Annotated in this window: 16 protein-coding genes; 7 read left to right on the forward strand and 9 right to left on the reverse strand. The window is 54.5% G+C overall.

Annotated features, from left to right (window positions below; genetic code table 11):
* Positions 1–24: 24 nt before the first annotated feature.
* A complete protein-coding gene (locus tag CFX1CAM_RS00860) occupies positions 25–969 on the reverse strand; it encodes a zinc ribbon domain-containing protein (protein WP_157891627.1) in 945 nt (314 codons plus the stop codon).
* Between the two features lie 216 nt (positions 970–1,185).
* Here CFX1CAM_RS00860 and CFX1CAM_RS00865 point away from each other — a divergent pair, with 216 nt between their 5' ends.
* Positions 1,186–2,544 carry a CpXC domain-containing protein gene (locus CFX1CAM_RS00865; protein ID WP_157891628.1) on the forward strand — a complete coding sequence of 453 codons (1,359 nt, stop codon included), beginning with the start codon at positions 1,186–1,188 and terminating at the stop codon, positions 2,542–2,544.
* A 6-nt stretch (positions 2,545–2,550) separates the two neighbouring features.
* Here the strand turns inward: CFX1CAM_RS00865 and CFX1CAM_RS00870 are convergent, their stop codons facing one another.
* Positions 2,551–3,216, reverse strand: a complete 666-nt coding sequence (locus tag CFX1CAM_RS00870; protein ID WP_087861194.1) for an FHA domain-containing protein — start codon at positions 3,214–3,216, stop codon at positions 2,551–2,553.
* 324 nt (positions 3,217–3,540) lie between these two features.
* Between CFX1CAM_RS00870 and CFX1CAM_RS00875 the strand changes: the two genes are divergently transcribed.
* The 5 genes from CFX1CAM_RS00875 (at position 3,541) to holA (ending at position 9,780) form a co-directional block, all read left to right on the forward strand.
* Entirely contained in the window at positions 3,541–3,963 is a 423-nt protein-coding gene (locus CFX1CAM_RS00875) for a GNAT family N-acetyltransferase (RefSeq protein ID WP_087861195.1), read from the forward strand.
* A 285-nt stretch (positions 3,964–4,248) separates the two neighbouring features.
* Positions 4,249–6,729, forward strand: a complete 2,481-nt coding sequence (locus CFX1CAM_RS00880; RefSeq protein ID WP_173745462.1) for an ATP-dependent Clp protease ATP-binding subunit — start codon at positions 4,249–4,251, stop codon at positions 6,727–6,729.
* Between the two features lie 3 nt (positions 6,730–6,732).
* Positions 6,733–8,130 carry a DNA repair protein RadA gene (radA, locus tag CFX1CAM_RS00885; protein WP_087861197.1) on the forward strand — a complete coding sequence of 466 codons (1,398 nt, stop codon included), beginning with the start codon at positions 6,733–6,735 and terminating at the stop codon, positions 8,128–8,130.
* A 106-nt stretch (positions 8,131–8,236) separates the two neighbouring features.
* A complete protein-coding gene (locus CFX1CAM_RS00890; RefSeq protein WP_087861198.1) occupies positions 8,237–8,749 on the forward strand; it encodes a DUF6391 domain-containing protein in 513 nt (170 codons plus the stop codon).
* Positions 8,750–8,757: 8 nt separating this feature from the next.
* The gene (holA, locus tag CFX1CAM_RS00895; RefSeq protein ID WP_087861199.1) at positions 8,758–9,780 is read left to right on the forward strand and encodes a DNA polymerase III subunit delta; all 1,023 of its coding nucleotides are present in this window, start codon (positions 8,758–8,760) and stop codon (positions 9,778–9,780) included.
* Between the two features lie 175 nt (positions 9,781–9,955).
* Here holA and CFX1CAM_RS00900 read toward each other — a convergent pair whose 3' ends face one another.
* From CFX1CAM_RS00900 to CFX1CAM_RS00920, 5 genes are all read right to left on the reverse strand, one after another.
* Complete coding sequence (locus CFX1CAM_RS00900) at positions 9,956–10,510, reverse strand: 2-oxoacid:acceptor oxidoreductase family protein (RefSeq protein ID WP_087861200.1); 555 nt, start codon at positions 10,508–10,510, stop codon at positions 9,956–9,958.
* A gap of 13 nt (positions 10,511–10,523) precedes the next feature.
* Entirely contained in the window at positions 10,524–11,306 is a 783-nt protein-coding gene (locus tag CFX1CAM_RS00905; protein WP_197687142.1) for a thiamine pyrophosphate-dependent enzyme, read from the reverse strand.
* Between the two features lie 10 nt (positions 11,307–11,316).
* Positions 11,317–12,432 (reverse strand): 3-methyl-2-oxobutanoate dehydrogenase subunit VorB, encoded by a 1,116-nt coding sequence (vorB, locus tag CFX1CAM_RS00910; protein ID WP_087861201.1) that lies wholly within the window; start codon positions 12,430–12,432, stop codon positions 11,317–11,319.
* Position 12,433: 1 nt separating this feature from the next.
* Positions 12,434–12,673 (reverse strand): 4Fe-4S dicluster domain-containing protein, encoded by a 240-nt coding sequence (locus tag CFX1CAM_RS00915; RefSeq protein ID WP_087861202.1) that lies wholly within the window; start codon positions 12,671–12,673, stop codon positions 12,434–12,436.
* A 151-nt stretch (positions 12,674–12,824) separates the two neighbouring features.
* Positions 12,825–13,532 carry a hypothetical protein gene (locus CFX1CAM_RS00920; RefSeq protein ID WP_157891629.1) on the reverse strand — a complete coding sequence of 236 codons (708 nt, stop codon included), beginning with the start codon at positions 13,530–13,532 and terminating at the stop codon, positions 12,825–12,827.
* 245 nt (positions 13,533–13,777) lie between these two features.
* Between CFX1CAM_RS00920 and CFX1CAM_RS00925 the strand changes: the two genes are divergently transcribed.
* Positions 13,778–14,989 (forward strand): thiolase family protein, encoded by a 1,212-nt coding sequence (locus tag CFX1CAM_RS00925; RefSeq protein ID WP_087861204.1) that lies wholly within the window; start codon positions 13,778–13,780, stop codon positions 14,987–14,989.
* 15 nt (positions 14,990–15,004) lie between these two features.
* Here CFX1CAM_RS00925 and htpG read toward each other — a convergent pair whose 3' ends face one another.
* Both htpG and CFX1CAM_RS00935 read right to left on the reverse strand, forming a co-directional pair.
* Entirely contained in the window at positions 15,005–16,885 is a 1,881-nt protein-coding gene (htpG, locus tag CFX1CAM_RS00930) for a molecular chaperone HtpG (RefSeq protein ID WP_087861205.1), read from the reverse strand.
* A 146-nt stretch (positions 16,886–17,031) separates the two neighbouring features.
* Positions 17,032–17,892, reverse strand: coding sequence for a DUF368 domain-containing protein (locus tag CFX1CAM_RS00935; RefSeq protein WP_087861206.1), 861 nt, complete (start codon positions 17,890–17,892; stop codon positions 17,032–17,034).
* Positions 17,893–17,954: the final 62 nt, after the last annotated feature.

The following is a 17,954-nucleotide window of genomic DNA, read 5'->3' on the forward strand; positions in this document are numbered from 1 at the left end:
TCACCTCAACAGACTCAGTATTAATTAGCTTCTGGTGGAGGGTTGCTCAAAGGGGGTTGGTTTGCGCAGCTCCGTACCGCAGTTGCTGCAATAGTTTTCCCCGACCCTGGTGCGCATGCCGCATTCGTGGCAGAAGAAGGTCTGTCTTTCGGGGTTGATTTTTATCTCTTCCTGGGAAATACGCGTAGAATTATCGACTTCTTTCTTCCTGAACCTGATATAAAACGAACCAACAATCAGCGCAATGGCCACACTTAACATCAGAACCCATGCGAGCACATAGATCGGCGAGGGGGTTCTGCCCTGTACGGTTTCGTCAATTGGATTGGCGGGCAAAACAGATAGCGCAGGATAAGCCACCGCGCCGCTGCCCTTGTGATATTCAATGTTAAGCGAAAATAGTTCGCCCGCGGCGATTTTCCCAAAATTAGCCATAAATATGGGGCTTTCGTCAAATTCATTGCCAATTTTTCTTAAGGGTGGCTGGCTGATGATGTTGCTTGCATCCAGGGGTTGGCGGACATTAATCAGCAATTGCGCCACCGTGTACATGGAGAGCCATCTGAATTCGTAGGTCCTCTGGTTATGAAATCTGACCAGGTTTGGGTCCTGATACTCGATGTGAAGGCGGCGATGGATTGCGGTGAAGCGCAAATCTTTCCAGCTTCCAAAAGGCGCTTCCCGGAAGCTTAATTCGATCGGTCGGTCTTCCGGCGAGAAGTTAATCACCGTGAGCACTTCCGCATCTGCCGGGATTTCAAAGATGAGCTCCTGGGGAAGGGGAAATGATTCATCCAGGTTGATCTCGTAGATCACCAGAACCGTTGGCTGGATATACTCTGGCAGTAACGAGACGCTGACCGAATTGAGCTGGAGATCCGGTTGGACCAGGGCATAGCCAGCCTGGAACGACAACCCGGTCAGAATTGTCATAATGATGAGGAGACTGAACCTTTGCAGACGTTTCACAGATTGCTGATCCCAATGGTGCCGATGCCTTTTTAAAATGATACCATGTAAACCTTTTCCCGGTGATTTCAGTGAAGCTTTGAAGATGTTTATATATTTCTGAGATTTAGAGGGTAAATTGCGCATCAATCTCTTCGCCCGGGTGAGATTAACTCAATTTTGTGAAGGTATAATGCAAACCCTGGCATTTATTACATGATTAAAGAAAGTGAGACCATGGCAAAAACAACCATTTCATGCCCGCAGTGCAAGCAGCCCATTGTGGCAGAGATTACCCGAATATTTGATGCTGCTGAGGATCCGCAGGCGAAACAAATCCTGCTTTCCGGAGCGTACAACCTGGTGCAATGTCCCCATTGTGGTTACCGCGGACAGGCACCCACGCCGCTGGTTTACCATGACCCTGACAAAGAGCTGCTGTTAACTTTCTTCCCACCCGAGTTGAATGTCCCCGTCAACCAGCAACAACAGATGATCGGTCCCCTGATTAATCAGGTGATGGAAAAGCAGCCGCCGGAAAAACGCAAAGCTTATTTCCTCAATCCCGAGACGATGCTCACCCGCCAGCGTTTGGCTGAGCGCATATTGGAGGAGGATGGGGTCACACCTGAAATGCTCAAAGAGCAGCAAGATCGGTTAAGCTTTCTGCAGCGCTTGGCGGGCGTCACCGTCGAGGCTCGCCCTGAGGTCATCCGCCAGGAAGAAGAACTGGTTGATGAACAATTATTGCTGATTTTACAGCGCCTGATCCAGAGTGCTGCTGCAGCAGGAGAAGAAGAGAGCGCCAAGGTGCTGGTTGAACTTCAACAGCAAATTTTGGAAAACACCGAATTCGGACAGAAAATACTCCACCAGGCCCAGGAACAGCAAGCTGCCATGGATGCCCTGGAACAGGCCAGCAAAGCGGGTTTGACGCGCGAGGCTTTGCTGGATTTGATCATTGACGCAGCCGAAAGTGAAATCCGGTTGGTCACCCTGGTCAGCATGGCGCGCAGCGGTCTGGACTACAGCTTTTTCCAATTGCTGACAGATCGGATGCAGCATGCTTCCGGGGAGCAACAGGCCCAACTGATGGCATTGCGTGACAAACTGCTGGAAATGACCCACGAAATCGACCAGGCCATCAAGGAGCAGGAAGATCTTGCCGGTCAGCTTCTGGATAAAATTCTTGCCGAGGAAAACATTGAAGAAGCCACCCTGCAGGCACTACCCGGCATCAATGAGGTCTTCCTGGAAGTATTGCGCGCGCGCATCCAGGCTGCCCGCAAAGCGGATGACCAGGAGCAGCTTAAGAAACTCCAGCAGGTCGCCGGAGCCATTCAAAAGGTGAGTGCACCGGGTGCCAATATTGAATTGATCGAAGCGCTGATCCAGGCAAAAGATGTTGATGCTATCCGTGCCGTCCTTGAAGAAAATGCCGAAGAAATCACGGATGAATTTTCACAATTCCTGTACAGTCTGCTCAGCCAGACGCAGGCCCAGGAGGGACGCCAGGATATGGTTGAGAAATTGCAGCAGGTTTATCGCCAGGTTTTGCGCTTTACGATGAAAAGGAATTTGGAAAAAGCGGACTGAGTGCGGTCAGGACCGCACCAGCGGGGGATTGTCGAGACGCAATCCATGGCCGCGCACGGTGACAATATACTCCCAACCGGGATCTATTTCCGCCATGCGGTCACGCAACCGGCGCACAAGCGCATCCAGGGCTTGTTCTGTGACCCCTTCAGCAGAGCAACCCCACACCGCTTCGACGAGCTCCGTACGGGGGACGACCTCTCCCGTTTGAGAATATAAAACCTGCAGTAAATTAAATTGTGCTGCCGATAAGGGCGGATCGAGCTCGATTTCCAATACCCACACGCGGCGTGCGCCAGCATCAACCCTGAGACGCCGCTTCTGCATTTCGAGCGGCAGGCTCTCAAGGGGCAGGGTTGCATCTGAGCTGAGGTAGATGAAGTGCTGCGCCAGGGAAATTTGGATTTCATCGCCGTCTTCAAGCGGTTGGGGTTCCTGAAGCAGGACGCCGTTCAGGTAGGTGCCGTTTTTACTGTTAAGGTCTTCTATCACAACGCCATTCTGGGGGTCGGGTGATATCCGGCTGTGATGGCGAGAGACCTGGCGCAAGGGGATGACGATATCACAATCTTTTTCGCGGCCCAGGGTCAGGGGGGCTTTGATTTTCCAACGCCTTCCTTCCAACGGGCCCGTCTGGGCGATCAATAAGGGGTATTCCTGATTATTTTCCATCTTCACCAACCAATGCTTATTGCCAACCTGCTTGACTGTGCCTTCAGATCTGTCGTGATCGATGAGCACAGTGGAATATAATTATATTACACAAGCTGCGTTGATGGTTGGGGTTGTGTCAGGCTGTGCAAGGTGTAATATGGTGGTCTCAAGCATTTGGTTGGGAGAGCAGAGTAAAAAATGGCGCAAACCCCTTCTGTTTGCTGAAAAACAGGCTCATTCAGCCGAATTATCCAATTTCACAGCCATTCCTGGTGAAATCTGGCTGACAGCAGTGAAAATATTTAATTGGTAACACAATTAATTAATTAATGGAGATTTAATATGGGCGACGATCAATTTAGCGTTCGGATAGCAGGTCTGGATGATCTTGGGATGATTCGGCATCATGAACTGCCCCGCGATAAAATCGCACAAAAAATCAGTCAGGGGGAGATCGTCCTCCTGTTGCATCGGGATCAATTGATCGGATCTCTGTGGATGAACTATTTGTGGGACTGTGTCCCGTTTATCGACCTGATCATCATTGACGCTGCTTACCGAAAACTCGGCTTGAGCCATATCTTGTTGGGATTCGTTGAAGAACACTTCAGGAAACAGGGCTATACCATTTTATACAGCTCCTCCCAGTTGGATGAGCCGGCAGCACAGACCTGGCACAGGCATATGGGCTTTGAAGAATGTGGCATGATCAACGGTCTTAACCCGGGCGGAATTGGAGAGGTGTTTTTTAGAAAACCCCTGTGACCTTGTGGAGCAGTATTAACATTCCATAATAAAGGCTGCATACATTTTCCTTTTAGGGCAAAGTTAGGTAGAATCACGATAGACCTTGAAAAATAAACTGATTGCGCACGTTTGTTGTTGTTTGGTTTTTGAAGTTGCGGAGGTCTACAACTTCCCCCTGGATCCGACTTTGCTATCATCACTTGACAATCCAGGCGTGTTGTTAATAAGATAAAAAAATTGCCAAGGAGGTTATCTGTGGCTGGTATTGAAAATTTTTCACCCAAAGCACGCCAGGTGCTCAGCATGGCTCAAAAACATGCCGAGCGTTTGCAAAAACCGCAAATCAGCACGGAGCACCTGTTAATTGCCTTAATTGAACTGGAAGGCAGCGTTGCAAGCCGGGTTTTACGCGAGCTCGGGCTGGAAACAGACCGGGTTTCTGCGCTGGTTGAAAAAGAGCTTGGGATTGGCGATCACACCGGGTCGATCTCTCTTTCAGCGGGGCTGCAGCAAGTCATGCCCTTTGCCATTGAAGAAGCCCGCAAAAAAGGGCAAAAATTCGTTGGAACTGAACATCTTTTGATTGGATTGACCCGCCTGAACGATTGCGAGGCGATGAACATCCTCAGGAAATTCGGCCTCTCCGGCGAACAGATTCGCCGCCAGACGGATCGGGTGCTGCGAGAATCGCAATCCGAAACGCCGCCCGCACTGGCCGGGCACCCGAGGGGGCGCCGGCAGAAGGCGGATAAAAAAGAGGACCCTGAGAAGACTCCCCTGGTCGATCAACTGGCTACCGACCTGACGTCGCTGGCTGAGCAAAATAAGCTCGACCCGGTCATCGGGAGGCAAAAGGAAATTGAGCGCGTCATCCAGATTCTGGCGCGGCGCACAAAAAACAACCCCGCATTGATCGGTGAACCCGGCGTGGGAAAAACTGCCATCGTGGAAGGCCTGGCGCAGCGCATCGTTGTTGGCGATGTGCCGGCACCTTTACTGGACAAGCGCTTGCTGCAGCTGGATGTGGGTTCGCTTGTGGCAGGCACGATGTACCGCGGCCAGTTTGAGGAGCGCCTCAAACGCGTGATTGACGAGCTCAAATCCTCCGAAGCAATCCTGTTCATCGATGAAGTGCACATGCTCGTGGGAGCTGGCTCTGCCGGTTCCTCCGTGGATGCAGCCAATATCCTCAAACCCGCACTTTCACGGGGTGAGTTGCAGGTGATCGGGGCGACCACCTTCAATGAGTATCGTAAAAATATCGAAAGCGATGCTGCCCTCGAACGTCGATTCCAGCCCATTGTTGTCTCAGAGCCGACGGTGGAGGAGACGGTTGAAATCCTGCGTGGCATCCGCTCCGCTTATGAAGAGCATCACCGCTTGCGGATTGATGACGAGGCGCTCGAACAGGCTGCCAGGCTGACCGCCCGGTACGTGACCGATCGTTTTTTGCCCGATAAAGCCATCGATTTAATCGATGAATCCGCTTCGCGGGTGCGCATGTACAAAAGTCCGGCGGCAGTCAACGCTAAGGAAATTGTCACCAACTTGCGCGAACTGCGTAAAGCGATTGAAGACGCTAAAGAAGAAGAAGCTTATGACACGGTTGAAGAGCTGCAGAAACAGCTTGAGGACCTGGAAGCTCAACTGGAGGATTTGCGTACGGTTTGGGATCGCTCCACCAGCCCGCGGGTGACGACCGAAGATATCGCCGAGGTGATTTCGATGTGGACCGGTGTACCCTTGATGCAACTGGAGACCGAGGAATCGGCTCGCTTGCTGAACATGGAATCTGAACTTGCCGGGCACATCATCGGGCAGGATGAAGCCATTGAAACCCTGTCAAAGGCCATTCGCCGTGCTCGGGCGGGCTTGAAGGATCCTGCCCGCCCGGTGGGCTCTTTTGTCTTCATGGGCCCTACGGGTGTGGGTAAAACCGAGCTCACCAAGGCGCTGGCAAAATTCATGTTTGGCAGCGAAGATGCGCTTATCCAGCTGGATATGTCCGAGTTCATGGAGCGCCACAGCGTCAGCCGTTTGGTGGGTGCACCTCCTGGATATGTGGGCTACGAAGACGCCGGACAGCTCACCGAAGCGATCCGCCGACGGCCTTACTCGATTGTCGTGTTTGATGAAATCGAGAAGGCGCATACCGAAGCGCACAATATGCTCCTGCAAATTATGGAAGAGGGGCACCTTTCCGACGCACGCGGTCAAAAAGTAGACTTCCGCAATGCCATCATCATTATGACCACCAATATTGGGGCAGATGTGATCCGGCGCCAGTCGAACCTGGGTTTTGCGCTGAGTGTCGATGAAGAGCAGCAGGAAGCGCAAGCCTATGATGAAATGCATAAAAAGCTGATGGAAGCCCTCAAGCGCACCTTCCGACCCGAGTTCATCAACCGGCTGGATAGCGTGGTCGTCTTCCGGATGCTCAACAAGGCGGATATCCGCGAGATCGTCCAGTTGGAGCTGGATAAGGTCAACCAGCGTCTGGAGGAGAACCACATCCACCTGCGCGCGACGGATGAAGCGCTGGAATTTTTAGCCGGGGAAGGGTATAGCCCTGAGATGGGTGCCCGTCCACTCCGACGGGTGATCCAGCGTAAGATCGAAGATCGCCTCTCGGACGCCTTGCTAGCCAAGGAGTTTGAGGACGGTCAGAACATCCTGATTGACATCCAGGTGACCCAGCAGGATGGAGCTCCGGTGACAGACATTGTCCTGCTGCACGACCCTGAGGGCGAGCAAGAACCCGATTTAGCTGCGGTGGAAATCTAACCCATGGCTAAAACCAGGACGCGTTACGTCTGCCAGGAATGTGGACGGGCTTTTCCGAAAGCCTTTGGACGTTGCCCCCAATGTGGGGCCTGGGATCGGATGGTTGAAGAAATCGTAGAAGAGACAAAGACCGCTGCAGGCCATGCCAGCATACATCGCCTGGGCGGTCTTTCTACGCCCAGGCGTCTCAGCGAGATTGAAAGCGAAACGGAAGATCGCATCCATGTGCCATTGAACGAGTTCGCACGGGTCTTGGGGGGCGGGGTGGTTCCGGGCTCAATCGTCCTGGTGGGCGGAGACCCCGGAATTGGAAAATCGACCCTGTTACTGCAGATGACCATGCAAATGGCATCTCAAAACCGGGTTTTGTACGTCTCGGGCGAAGAATCGGAACGGCAGATCAAAATGCGGGCAGCCCGGCTTTTACAGGATGGGGGTGGGTCGGCAGGCAGTCTACCAGAAGAGCTTTATCTGGTGACAGAGACCAACCTGGACGCGATCCTGGAGCACGTTCAGGTCGTCAACCCGCGCTTGCTGGTGATCGACTCGATTCAGACGGTGTACCGTCCTGAGATGGAATCCAGTGCGGGATCGATTTCCCAGGTACGTGAAAGCGCCTCTCGCCTGCGAGAACTTGCCAAGACTTCTGGTATAGCAGTTTTTCTCATCGGGCACGTCACCAAAGAAGGCGTCATTGCCGGACCGCGCGTGCTGGAACATATTGTCGATACTGTCTTATACCTGGAGGGCGACCGCTTCCAGACTTACCGTTTGCTGCGTTCGGTGAAAAACCGCTTTGGCGCAACCTCGGAAGTGGGCGTGTTTGAAATGCAGGAGCGGGGGATGATTGAAGTTGCCAACCCATCAGAAGCTTTCCTGGCAGAGCGCATGGTCAACGCCCCCGGCTCGGCGATTGCTGTGACCATGGAAGGTACCCGGCCCTTGCTGGTAGAAATCCAGGGACTCACCAGTCACACGCCTTTTGGCAATCCTCGCCGGACGCCCAACGGGATTGATTATAATCGCCTGCTGCTGATCACCGCGGTACTGACGCGGCGCCTTAACCTGGGACTGGCAGAGCAGGATATCTTTGTCAACGTGGTTGGCGGTCTGCGCATTGACGAACCGGCAGCAGACCTGGCGGTGGCAGCGGCGATTGCCTCTTCACTGTGCGATCAACCGATCCGGGCTGACCTGGTGTTGATCGGTGAGCTGGGCCTTTCAGGCGAGCTGCGCATGGTGGGCCAGATGCAAGCCCGGTTAAAAGAAGCGTCCAGCCTGGGCTTTAAAGGGGCGATTGTGCCTCGCCGCTTGCATCAAAAGGAACCCTGGCCCTCAGGCATCGAAGTCCAGGAAGCACGGTCCCTGGCTGAGGCGCTGAAACTGGCTTTAATGCAGTAATTACCGGGCCATTTGCTTTTTAAAATCAACCGTTATAATGGAATACAGTGCCTTCCGGACGGCGCCGATGTCGGAACATGAACAACCATAGACACAGGATAACCTTATGAGCCATTCTCTGCTTAATTTTTCTCCAATCTCCCGCACACGCCGCAATCACGGCCTGGAACATGCCACTTTGCACGTCCTCAGCAGGCGTTTTCCCCGCCTGAGCCTGGCAGGGATCTCTTCGCCGCGCGGCTTCATCATCCTGGGGGATGTCACCTCAGAGGATGTGGCGGAAGCAGCCATTGAGGCATTAAAACGCTTGCGTGCTGGCGAATCGAACCTGGCTTTGCATCCCAATTGTGGCACCAATTTTGCCATCCCCGGTGCCTTTGCCGGGCTGGCGGGATGGCTGGCTACCCTGGGATCTGATAAGTCATTCAAATCGAAGCTGGAACGCCTTCCGCTGGCGCTGGCGCTGGCAACAGTCGCCCTCTCGCTGACCTTTCCACTGGGACCGATCATTCAGAAACGCTTCACCACCTCCGGCGACCCCCAGGGACTGGAGTTGGAGCGTGTTGAGACCTGCATCCGGGCTGGCATCAGGGTGCATCACGTTACCACCCGCGGTTGAGATCAATCATGACCAGGGAAAAGCCGATCGTCTACGTCTTGCGCGGGGATGACCATCAGGCGATCAAAACCCATCTTGCAAACTTTTATGCCAACCTGGGCGACGCCAGCCTGGCAGAGATGAACACCACTCGCCTGGACGGTAAGACCGCTGGTCTCAGTGAATTGCTTTCTGCGGCGATGGCGCTGCCATTCCTGACTGAACGCCGGTTGGTGATCCTTGAGGATGCCCTGCACGCCTATTCGGGACGCGGTAAACAGGAGTTGCGAGAGAAATTTATCGATCTTTTGGAGGGCTTGCCAGCTTCAACTGCGTTGGTATTGATCGTAGCGGACCGTCAAAAATATTCATCTCGTACAGGTACAACCTGGGAAACGCTCAACAACGCTCACTGGTTCATCAAATGGGCGCAAACGGCCGGCGGACGGGCGATGATCATCGATTGCCCCCTGCCTTCCGAGGCAAATATGCCAGCCTGGATCAGCAAAAAAGCGCTTGAATTGGGCGGAGAGTTCACCCGGGAGGCAGCAGGCGTATTACGGGACTTCATCGGTAACAACACACAGGGCGCAGTGCAGGAAATTAATAAATTACTGGCTTATGTCAATTATGAACGCCCGGTGACGGTCAGCGATGTTGAGAATTTATCAATCCGCGATCGTCAGAGCGATATTTTTGCCTTGGTTGATGCGCTCGGGAACCGTCAGGGAGAAAAAGCGGTGGAATTGCTGCATAACCTGCTGGAAGAGATGGATTTCATGCCTCTGTTCGGGATGGTCGTCCGGCAGTTCCGGTTGCTCATCCAGGCTCGGGAAATCCTGGATTTGGGGGGCGGAGAAGGAAATATCACTGAAACACTGGGCGTACATCCTTTTGTGGCAAAAAAAATCCATGCCCAGGCACAGCAGTTTGACCTGCGCTCCCTGGAAGAGATCTATCACCACCTGCTGAAGATTGATCTGGATGAAAAAACCGGCGGTATGCCCGGCGCGATTGCCCTGGACGTGCTGATCGCCCGCCTGGCAGGTTGAGGGTGAAAGGTCAAATCATTTGCCGCCTACCAGCTATCACCGACCCCTTTCAGCTTTGAGCTTTGAACGATCATCCATTCACCATTGACCAGAATAAAAAAGCTGCCCCATTAAAAATGAGGCAGCTCCTTATTCGCTACGGTTAGGGCGATATAGGATAAAATTCCCCTATTTCCTACTCACCACTCACTTTTACAGCCTGATATTTTGCTCCCATTTGCAGGGCGTCTTTGTTGGCCTGCAAAAGCTTCTGATGCCGTGCAGGCAGCTGTTCTGCCAGGGCAGTTTCGATGGCTTCCAGTGGCAGGATATCCAAATTGCCCAGCAGCGCACCCAGCATGACCATGTTGACCGCGCGCTTGCTACCCGCCTCATCGGCAATCTCATTGGCTGGCAGGCTGACCACGTTAATATCCTTGCGCTCGACCTCGCGGTTGACCATGGAGGCATTCACCACCAACACCCCGCCCGGTTTGACCAGCTTCTCATATTTATCCAGTGAAGGCAAGTTCATAGCCAGCACTGCAGACGGGTTTTTAACAAAGGGTGACCCAATCTCCTCGTCAGAGACGACCACCGTGCAGTTGGCGGTCCCACCGCGCATTTCCGGTCCATAGGAGGGAATCCACGTGACATCTTTGCCTTCATCCATCGCGGCATACGCCAGCAACAAACCGGCAAACAGTACGCCTTGCCCGCCAAACCCGGCAATAATGACTTCTTGTTGCATCCCTGTATCCTCCTTATACCTTCAGCTCGGCTACCGCCGGCGAGACCTTATAATCACCCAACGGGTAGTAGGGCAGCATGCGTTCTTCAACCCAATCACGCGCTTCAGCCGGCGATAGACGCCAGTTGGTGGGGCAGGTTGAGAGCAATTCCACCAGTGCGAACCCCAACTTGTGCTTTTGCGTTTCAAAAGCCGTGCGGATCGCCTTTTTCGCCCGGCGCACCTCGCGGACGTTGTGCAGGCTGCGGCGCACGACATAAGCGGCGCCCTCCAGTGTGGCCAGCAGTTCAGCCGTTTGGATGGGGTGACCCTGGCGAGCAGTGTCTCGCCCGGTGGGCGACGAAGTCGTCACCTGCCCGGGAAGGGTGGTGGGCGCCATCTGACCGCCAGTCATACCGTAGTTGGTATTGTTAATGAAGATCACGGTCAGTAATTCGCCGCGCGAAGCTGCACCCACAATTTCGCCCATGCCGATGGAGGCCAGGTCGCCATCGCCCTGGTAGGTGAATACGATCCGCTCAGGCAGCAAGCGTTTGATGCCGGTAGCCATGGCCGGGGCACGTCCATGCGCTGCTTCAACAAAATCAAAACTGAAATAATTGTACGCAAAAACTGAACAACCCACAGAGGCGACGCCGATCGTATTCCCCACCTCGCCCATCTCATCCAGCACTTCTGCCACCAGACGGTGTGCCGTGCCGTGAGTACAGCCGGGGCAATAATGGGTCACACGTGGATCAAATGCTTCGGGGCGTTGATAAACAATTTGGGCTGGAATATCCGTCATAACTGTCATCATTTTCTCCTTATTCAAGAACCTTTTCCATGCGAGCCAACCAGCGATCGCGCGGGTGTCCCTCAGTCGTCAATGGGCTGGCTGCCAGGTGCTCAATCTCGGTCAGCACCTCATCGGGGTAGGGCACCACACCGCCCATACGGCCGAAAAATTCAACGGGCTTACGGCCGCGCACCACCAACCGCACATCTTCCAGCATCTGACCAGCGTTCATTTCAACCACCAAGAAGCCCTGTACCTGTTCCGCCAATTCATCCAAAATCGCGTTGGGGAAGGGCGCCAGGGTGATCGGTCGCACCAGTCCAACTTTGATCCCTTTTTCGCGCGCCGTCCGCACCGCTGAAAGCGAAACCCTTCCAGCAGTGCCAAAGCCAACCACAACAAACTCGGCATCATCCAGGTAATAGCCCTTATAGCGCACTTCTTTAGCTTCAATTTCCTGCCAGCGGGTCATCAAGCGATAATTCAAGCGTTCCTGGTCAGGCGGGTCGAGGTTAATCGAGGTCAGGATACGTTTTTCGCCTCCATCGGTGCCGCGTACAGCCCAATCGGGGATTTCTGTTTTAAGCGGCTGCATGGGCGGGATCTCGGCGGGTTCCATCATCTGTCCCAGGCTACCATCCAGCAAGATGCACACCAGCGAGCGATATTTCTCCGCCAGGTCGAAGGCTAAACCGGTCAGATCCACCGCTTCTTGCACGCTGGCCGGAGCGAGGACGATCACATGATAATCGCCGTGCCCGCCGCCGTGGACGATCTGGTTATAGTCACTCTGGGAAGGGGCGATATTGCCCAAGCCCGGACCGCCGCGCACCACATCCACAAATACAACAGGTACTTCGGTGCCGGCAATATAGGATAAACCCTCCATCATCAGGCTGACGCCCGGGCTCGATGAGGATGTCATCACGCGCTTACCGGTGCAGGCAGCCCCATAGACCATGTTGATGGCGCCCAGTTCACTCTCGGCCTGGACGAAGACGCGTCCCAACTCGGGCATTCGCAAAGAAAGATGTTCCAGCAACTCCGTCTGCGGTGTGATTGGATAGCCAAAATAAGCTTCAAGGCCCGCTCGCAGCGCAGCTTCAGCTACTGCAGTATTCCCCTTAATCAGTTCTTTTGCCATTTTATGCCTCCGTCCTCTGTCGTTCGTAACGGTAAACATTGATTGCAGCATCGGGGCAAGAAACTGCGCAAATACCGCAACCTGTACAGGCATCCGGGTTAACCATATAAGCCGGGTGATATCCCTTGGAAGTCAGGCGGGTCATATCCAGCGCCAGCACATCAAAAGGGCAATCGGTTACGCACAACTCGCACGCCTTACAATACAATTCGTTTACTTCAATATATCCCTTTGCGGGCATTAACAAACCTCCTTTTTCACTATTCTGGTTTTTGTTCAGTTTAATAAGGTCAGGTTATTCTCAGAACCTTCGGCTTAAGTATACACTAATTCAGGGTGGGCATACTCTCCAGAGCTCAATGCTCATCACAAATTCCAGGTGATATTAATCCTTAATTAAATATCATGGGCAAACTGATTCGGTAGAATAGCGCCTCCAAATCCCGGACTAGGATTGGGTTCTGCCCCTGCAAATAATCCACCAGGGCAGCACCTCCGGCATAAAAGCTCACCCGGCTGAAGGGCGGGTTGCGACCGCCGAAATTCTCCTGTAAACCCAGCCCAATTCGCAAACGATTCTCAACCCAGCGCGCAAAGCCCTCCTTCCACTCCTGCCAGACCATGTACTCAAAATCGTGCCGACCCAGGCAGCTATATAATGCCCCACGCACAGCTAAGATATCTCCTGCCTCTCCTCTGGAAAGGGCTTCCAGAAACTCCTGGTAATAGCGAGTAAAAGTTCCCCATTGGTAAGGGAAAGGGTGCTGGATCTCCCACATAAAATCGCCTTTTTCCTGGGCTTGCAGGGCGATCCCCAGCTTGTTTTTCAGGGTTCGCTCGCAGGTTTCAAACTGGTAGCCGTGTACAAATTCGTGCAGGATGGTTACGTAGCCTTCCAGCGTGTCGAACACCTCCGGGGTGACCACGCAGGCAATCCGCCCGCCATAAACTTCCAGGGGGAAAGCCGCCCGTACCCCCTTGGGGATCGGCATCGGAATGGGCTCTTTTTTTATAAACCGGTAGCCCGTTGAATCTTCAACCCGGTCGTAGATGAAAAATTCATCCCCAACCACAATGGCGATGGGGTATAGGCGTGCCAATGCCGGGTTGAACCCTGCCACCTGCCGGTGAATGGTCAGCAGTTCATTGATGCTTTTCAGGTAAGTCTCGATGGGTTGTTCCTTTCCAAACGCGCCTGACAGCAGGGATGGATCCGCTGTGGTTCTAATTGTAATCGGTTCCTTTTATTTTAATCGTGCTGGGCTGAAATCCATGCGCAGATCGGGTCAAAGGGGCGCTTGATGGTAAAATCTAAACAAAACCTGCAACCTACAGGAGAGATACCATGCCTGAAGCCGTAATTATCGATGCCCTGCGCACCCCCATCGGCAACCTGGGCGGCGCCCTTGCCTCCATCCGTCCGGATGATTTGGCTGCGCTGACCATCCAGGCCATTGTCGAACGCAACAACCTCGATCCCTCCCTGATCGAAGAGGTCTATCTGGGCTGCGCCAACCAGGCCGGCGAAGACAACCGCAATGTCGCCCGGATGGCTGCTCTGCTGGCTGGACTGCCCGTGAGCGTGCCCGCGGTAACGGTCAACCGCCTGTGTGCCTCGGGGCTGACCGCGCTCAACATGGCCGCTCGCGCCATCCGTGCCGGGGATGGAGCGGTCTTCATCGTCGGAGGCGTGGAGAGCATGAGCCGCGCGCCCTATGCTCTGCCCAAGCCGGAACAATTGGTTGGCAACCTGACCGCTTACGATACGTCCCTGGGTTGGCGCTTTACCAATCCCCGGCTGGAGTCGACCCATGGCGCCGAGCCGATGGGCGTTACCGCCGAAAACATCGCCGAGATGACCGGCATCACCCGCCAGGCGCAGGATGAGTTTGCCCTGATCAGCCACCAGCGCGCGGTCGCAGCGATCGACACGGGCAAGTTTGCCGAGGAGAGCCTGCCAGTTCCCATCCCGCAGCGCAAGGGTGATCCGATACTTTTCACCACAGATGAGCGCCCCCGCCGCGATACCTCACTGGAATCCCTCAGCCGTCTCAAGCCAGCCTTCAAGAAAGACGGCACGGTGACTGCGGGAAACAGCTCCGGGTTGAACGATGGTGCTGCCGCCCTGCTGGTCATGCGAGAAGACACCGCCGCCAAGCTGGGTTACACGCCGATGGCACGCGTGGTCAGCATGGCTTCTGCCGGCGTTGCGCCGCGCATTATGGGCACCGGTCCCATACCGGCTACGCAAAAAGCCCTGCAGCGAGCGGGATTAACCATCAATGACATTCACCTGGCTGAGGTCAACGAAGCCTTTGCCGTGCAGGTTCTTGCTGTGTTGCAAGGGCTGGGTTTATCCCATGCGATGACTAACGTCAACGGTGGCGCGGTTGCCCTGGGGCACCCGCTGGGCTGCTCGGGCGCGCGCATCATGGTCACATTGCTGCATGAAATGCGCCGCAGGGCAGCCTTTAGCCCCAGGACCTTTTACGGGCTGGCGACGCTGTGTGTGGGCGTGGGGCAGGGAGAAGCCACCATCGTCGAATGGCTCGGCTGAACCCTGGCGAAGGTCTCAGCTTTCCTCAACATCCCCCAGTGCGCGGGCAATCAACTCCTGGATGCGCCCCACCATACTGACCGGATCGGGGTGTAGTCCCTCCACCAGCAGGGCGTTCTCAAAAATCTGCTCAGCCGCAAGGTCAAATTTGGGATCGGCGGGTCGTAGCGCGGACAGCCTGGCGATGATGGGATGTTTCGGGTTCAATTCCAGCACCTTTTTGGGCAGCTCAAAGTCCTTATCCATCATTTGATACACCCGCTGAACGGATTGGTCGGGCGCTCCCTCAGGGTCCACCAGCCGTGCTGGCGACGCCGATAGTCGCGTGGAGACGCGCACCGCACTGACCCGCTCGCCCAAAAGCGACTTGAAGCGCACGATCAAATCTGCCAGGGCTGCCTGGTCGAGCACGGGCTCGGCGTCATCCTCACGGGTCTCCTTTTCGATTTGGGGCGGTTCGGCTGCAGCCACATTGACCAGCGGGTGCTCCTGGAAGGCTTTTAACTGCATGAGCATAAAGGGGTCCACCTGGTCAGCCAGTACCAGCACTTCAATCCCCGCCGAGCGGAAGGCGTCCATGTGTGGACTGTAGCGCACCGCACTGGCGTCTTCGCCCAGGAAATAGTAAATCTCCTTTTGCCCAGGCTTAGCCCGAGCCAGGACATCCTCCAATGAAGACCAGCCGCTCGGGTCCCTGTCAGTATGGAAGCGCAGCAGGGGAAACAGCTTCTCCGGTTCATCCTGTTCGATAGCCACACCTTCTTTAATAAAGCCGCCGTAGGTTTCCCAAAACTTGAGGTACTGATCGGGGTCGGTTCTGCCCAGGTCGGTGAGGGTCTCCAGCACCTTGCCGGTCACCAGCCGCTTGAGACGCGCCATCACATTGCTGGACTGCACCATCTCACGCGAGACGTTCAGGGGCAGGTCTTCAGAATCAACCACGCCCTGCACAAAACCAAGGTAAAGGGGCAAGAGATCGATGCTGAAATCCTGGATGAGCACCTTGCGGGCATACAGTTTGAGACCGGGCTCTTTGCGGGGCGAGAAGACCAGGTTGCGCGGGTCGGCGGGGATGTACAGCAGGGCATACATCTGCACCGGAGCGTCAACGACCATGTGCGCGTGCACCAACGGATCGCTGAAATCGAGGGTGAGTTGCTTGTAAAACTCGCTGTAAGCGTCACTTTCCACCGTGCGCGGTGATTGACGCCACAATGCCGTCTGACGGTTGACAGGCGCGTCTTCGTCATTGATATAGATCGGATACTGGATGAAATCAGAGTGGCGTTTGATCACCTGGCGCAGGCGGGTTTCATCAAGGAACTCCCTGGCATCCTCTTTGAGGGTGATGCGCACCTCGGTGCCGCGTTTGTCACGGTCACCGGGGGCGAGGGTGTAGGTGTCTTCTCCAGCAGCCTGCCAGGCAGCGGATTGGGCGTCCTGTCGATAAGAGCGCGAAACCACCCGGATCGAATCGGCGACCATGAAGGCTGCGTAAAAACCCACACCAAATTGACCGATGATCTCGGTCAGGCTCGCCTGGCTGGTTTGAGCAGCTTCCACAAAGGCTCTGGCGCCGGAATGGGCGATCGTGCCCAGGTTTTCAATCAGCTCATCGTGCGTCATCCCGATGCCGGTATCCTCTACGATTAGAATCCCGGCGTCCTTATCGGCGCGGATGCGAATCTCGGTTGGGAGATCCGGGTCGTGCACATCGCGATCCGTGAGCATGATGAAGTCGAGCCGCGCCAGGGCATCGGAGGCATTCGAGATCAATTCGCGCAGGAAGATCTCCCGTTCGGTGTACAGGGAATGGATGAGGATGTTCAATAATTGCTGGGTTTCGGCTTTGAAGGGGATTGGCTGGTTTTTAGCAGGTTTGGATACTTCTGGCATGGTTAAAAACGCCCTTTCAGTTTATTTGTTCAGTGACACTAAATATAATCGGGGTGAATAAGAAATATATAAGAGCGTGGTGGGTATTAGGGGTTTGACGCCCTTCGATTGCGCTGTCACCGCCCCCGGTCAACCCCGGGTCTCACTTACGCGAACAAATCCTCGCGTTCGAATTTTTCATCCAGTTTGGACATACCATACGAAGCCAACGCTCCCAGGGCAAACAGGAGCGCGCTCAGGGCGATCTCCCAGCCTACTACCCCTTTTGGGATGATGGCGATGGTGGAACCGATCACCACGCCAAGGATCAGGTGGTACATCAGCGCATAGAATTTCTTGAACAGCCAGGCGATCAATTTAGCCAGGGCGAACACAGCGATCAAGCCTCCCAGCGCCAGAGGAATAATCACACCCAGATCAAGTGTCGCTATTCCGGCAGCCATGGGATGATACAGTCCAAAATACATCAGGAAGTTGGAAGGGCTGAGGCCCGGCACAACGATGCCCAACCCGATTAATGCGCCACTCAGCATCCAGTTGAGAAAAGAGGGCGAAAGCTGCACCCAGTTTTCATTCTCCATCCAGACCATTAAGAACACGGTGCCAACCGAAATGCCGGCTAACAGCGCCCAATGCCACCAGGACCGCCCTTGTTTTCCAGAGGTCTTATACAACGAGGGAAAAGTGCCGGCAATGAAACCAATGAACAACCAGGTGAACAACGCTGGATAATGTTTGAAAGCCAGATCAACAGCGGCTGAGAAAGCCACCGTGCCGATTATCCCGCCAATGCCGACAGGAAGAAAAAAGAGGAAATTTTGCAGGAATTTATGCCTGAAATTCCCTAAAAAGCGGATCAGAGGCTCATAGATGCCAAACACAACCGCCAGTACGCCACCGGAAAGCCCCGGGGTGATAAACCCGATCCCCACCATGATGCCTTTGAGCAGGCGGATTACCCAGTCAACCACCGGGTTGGTTTTCTTTGTGAATTCACTGGTCGACATGATTATGGCTCACTTTTCAATGTTGATTTAAAAAAACGCCCATCAATCTTACCCGTTTCCCA

The organism is Brevefilum fermentans, from assembly GCF_900184705.1.
Taxonomy (GTDB): domain Bacteria; phylum Chloroflexota; class Anaerolineae; order Anaerolineales; family Anaerolineaceae; genus Brevifilum; species Brevifilum fermentans.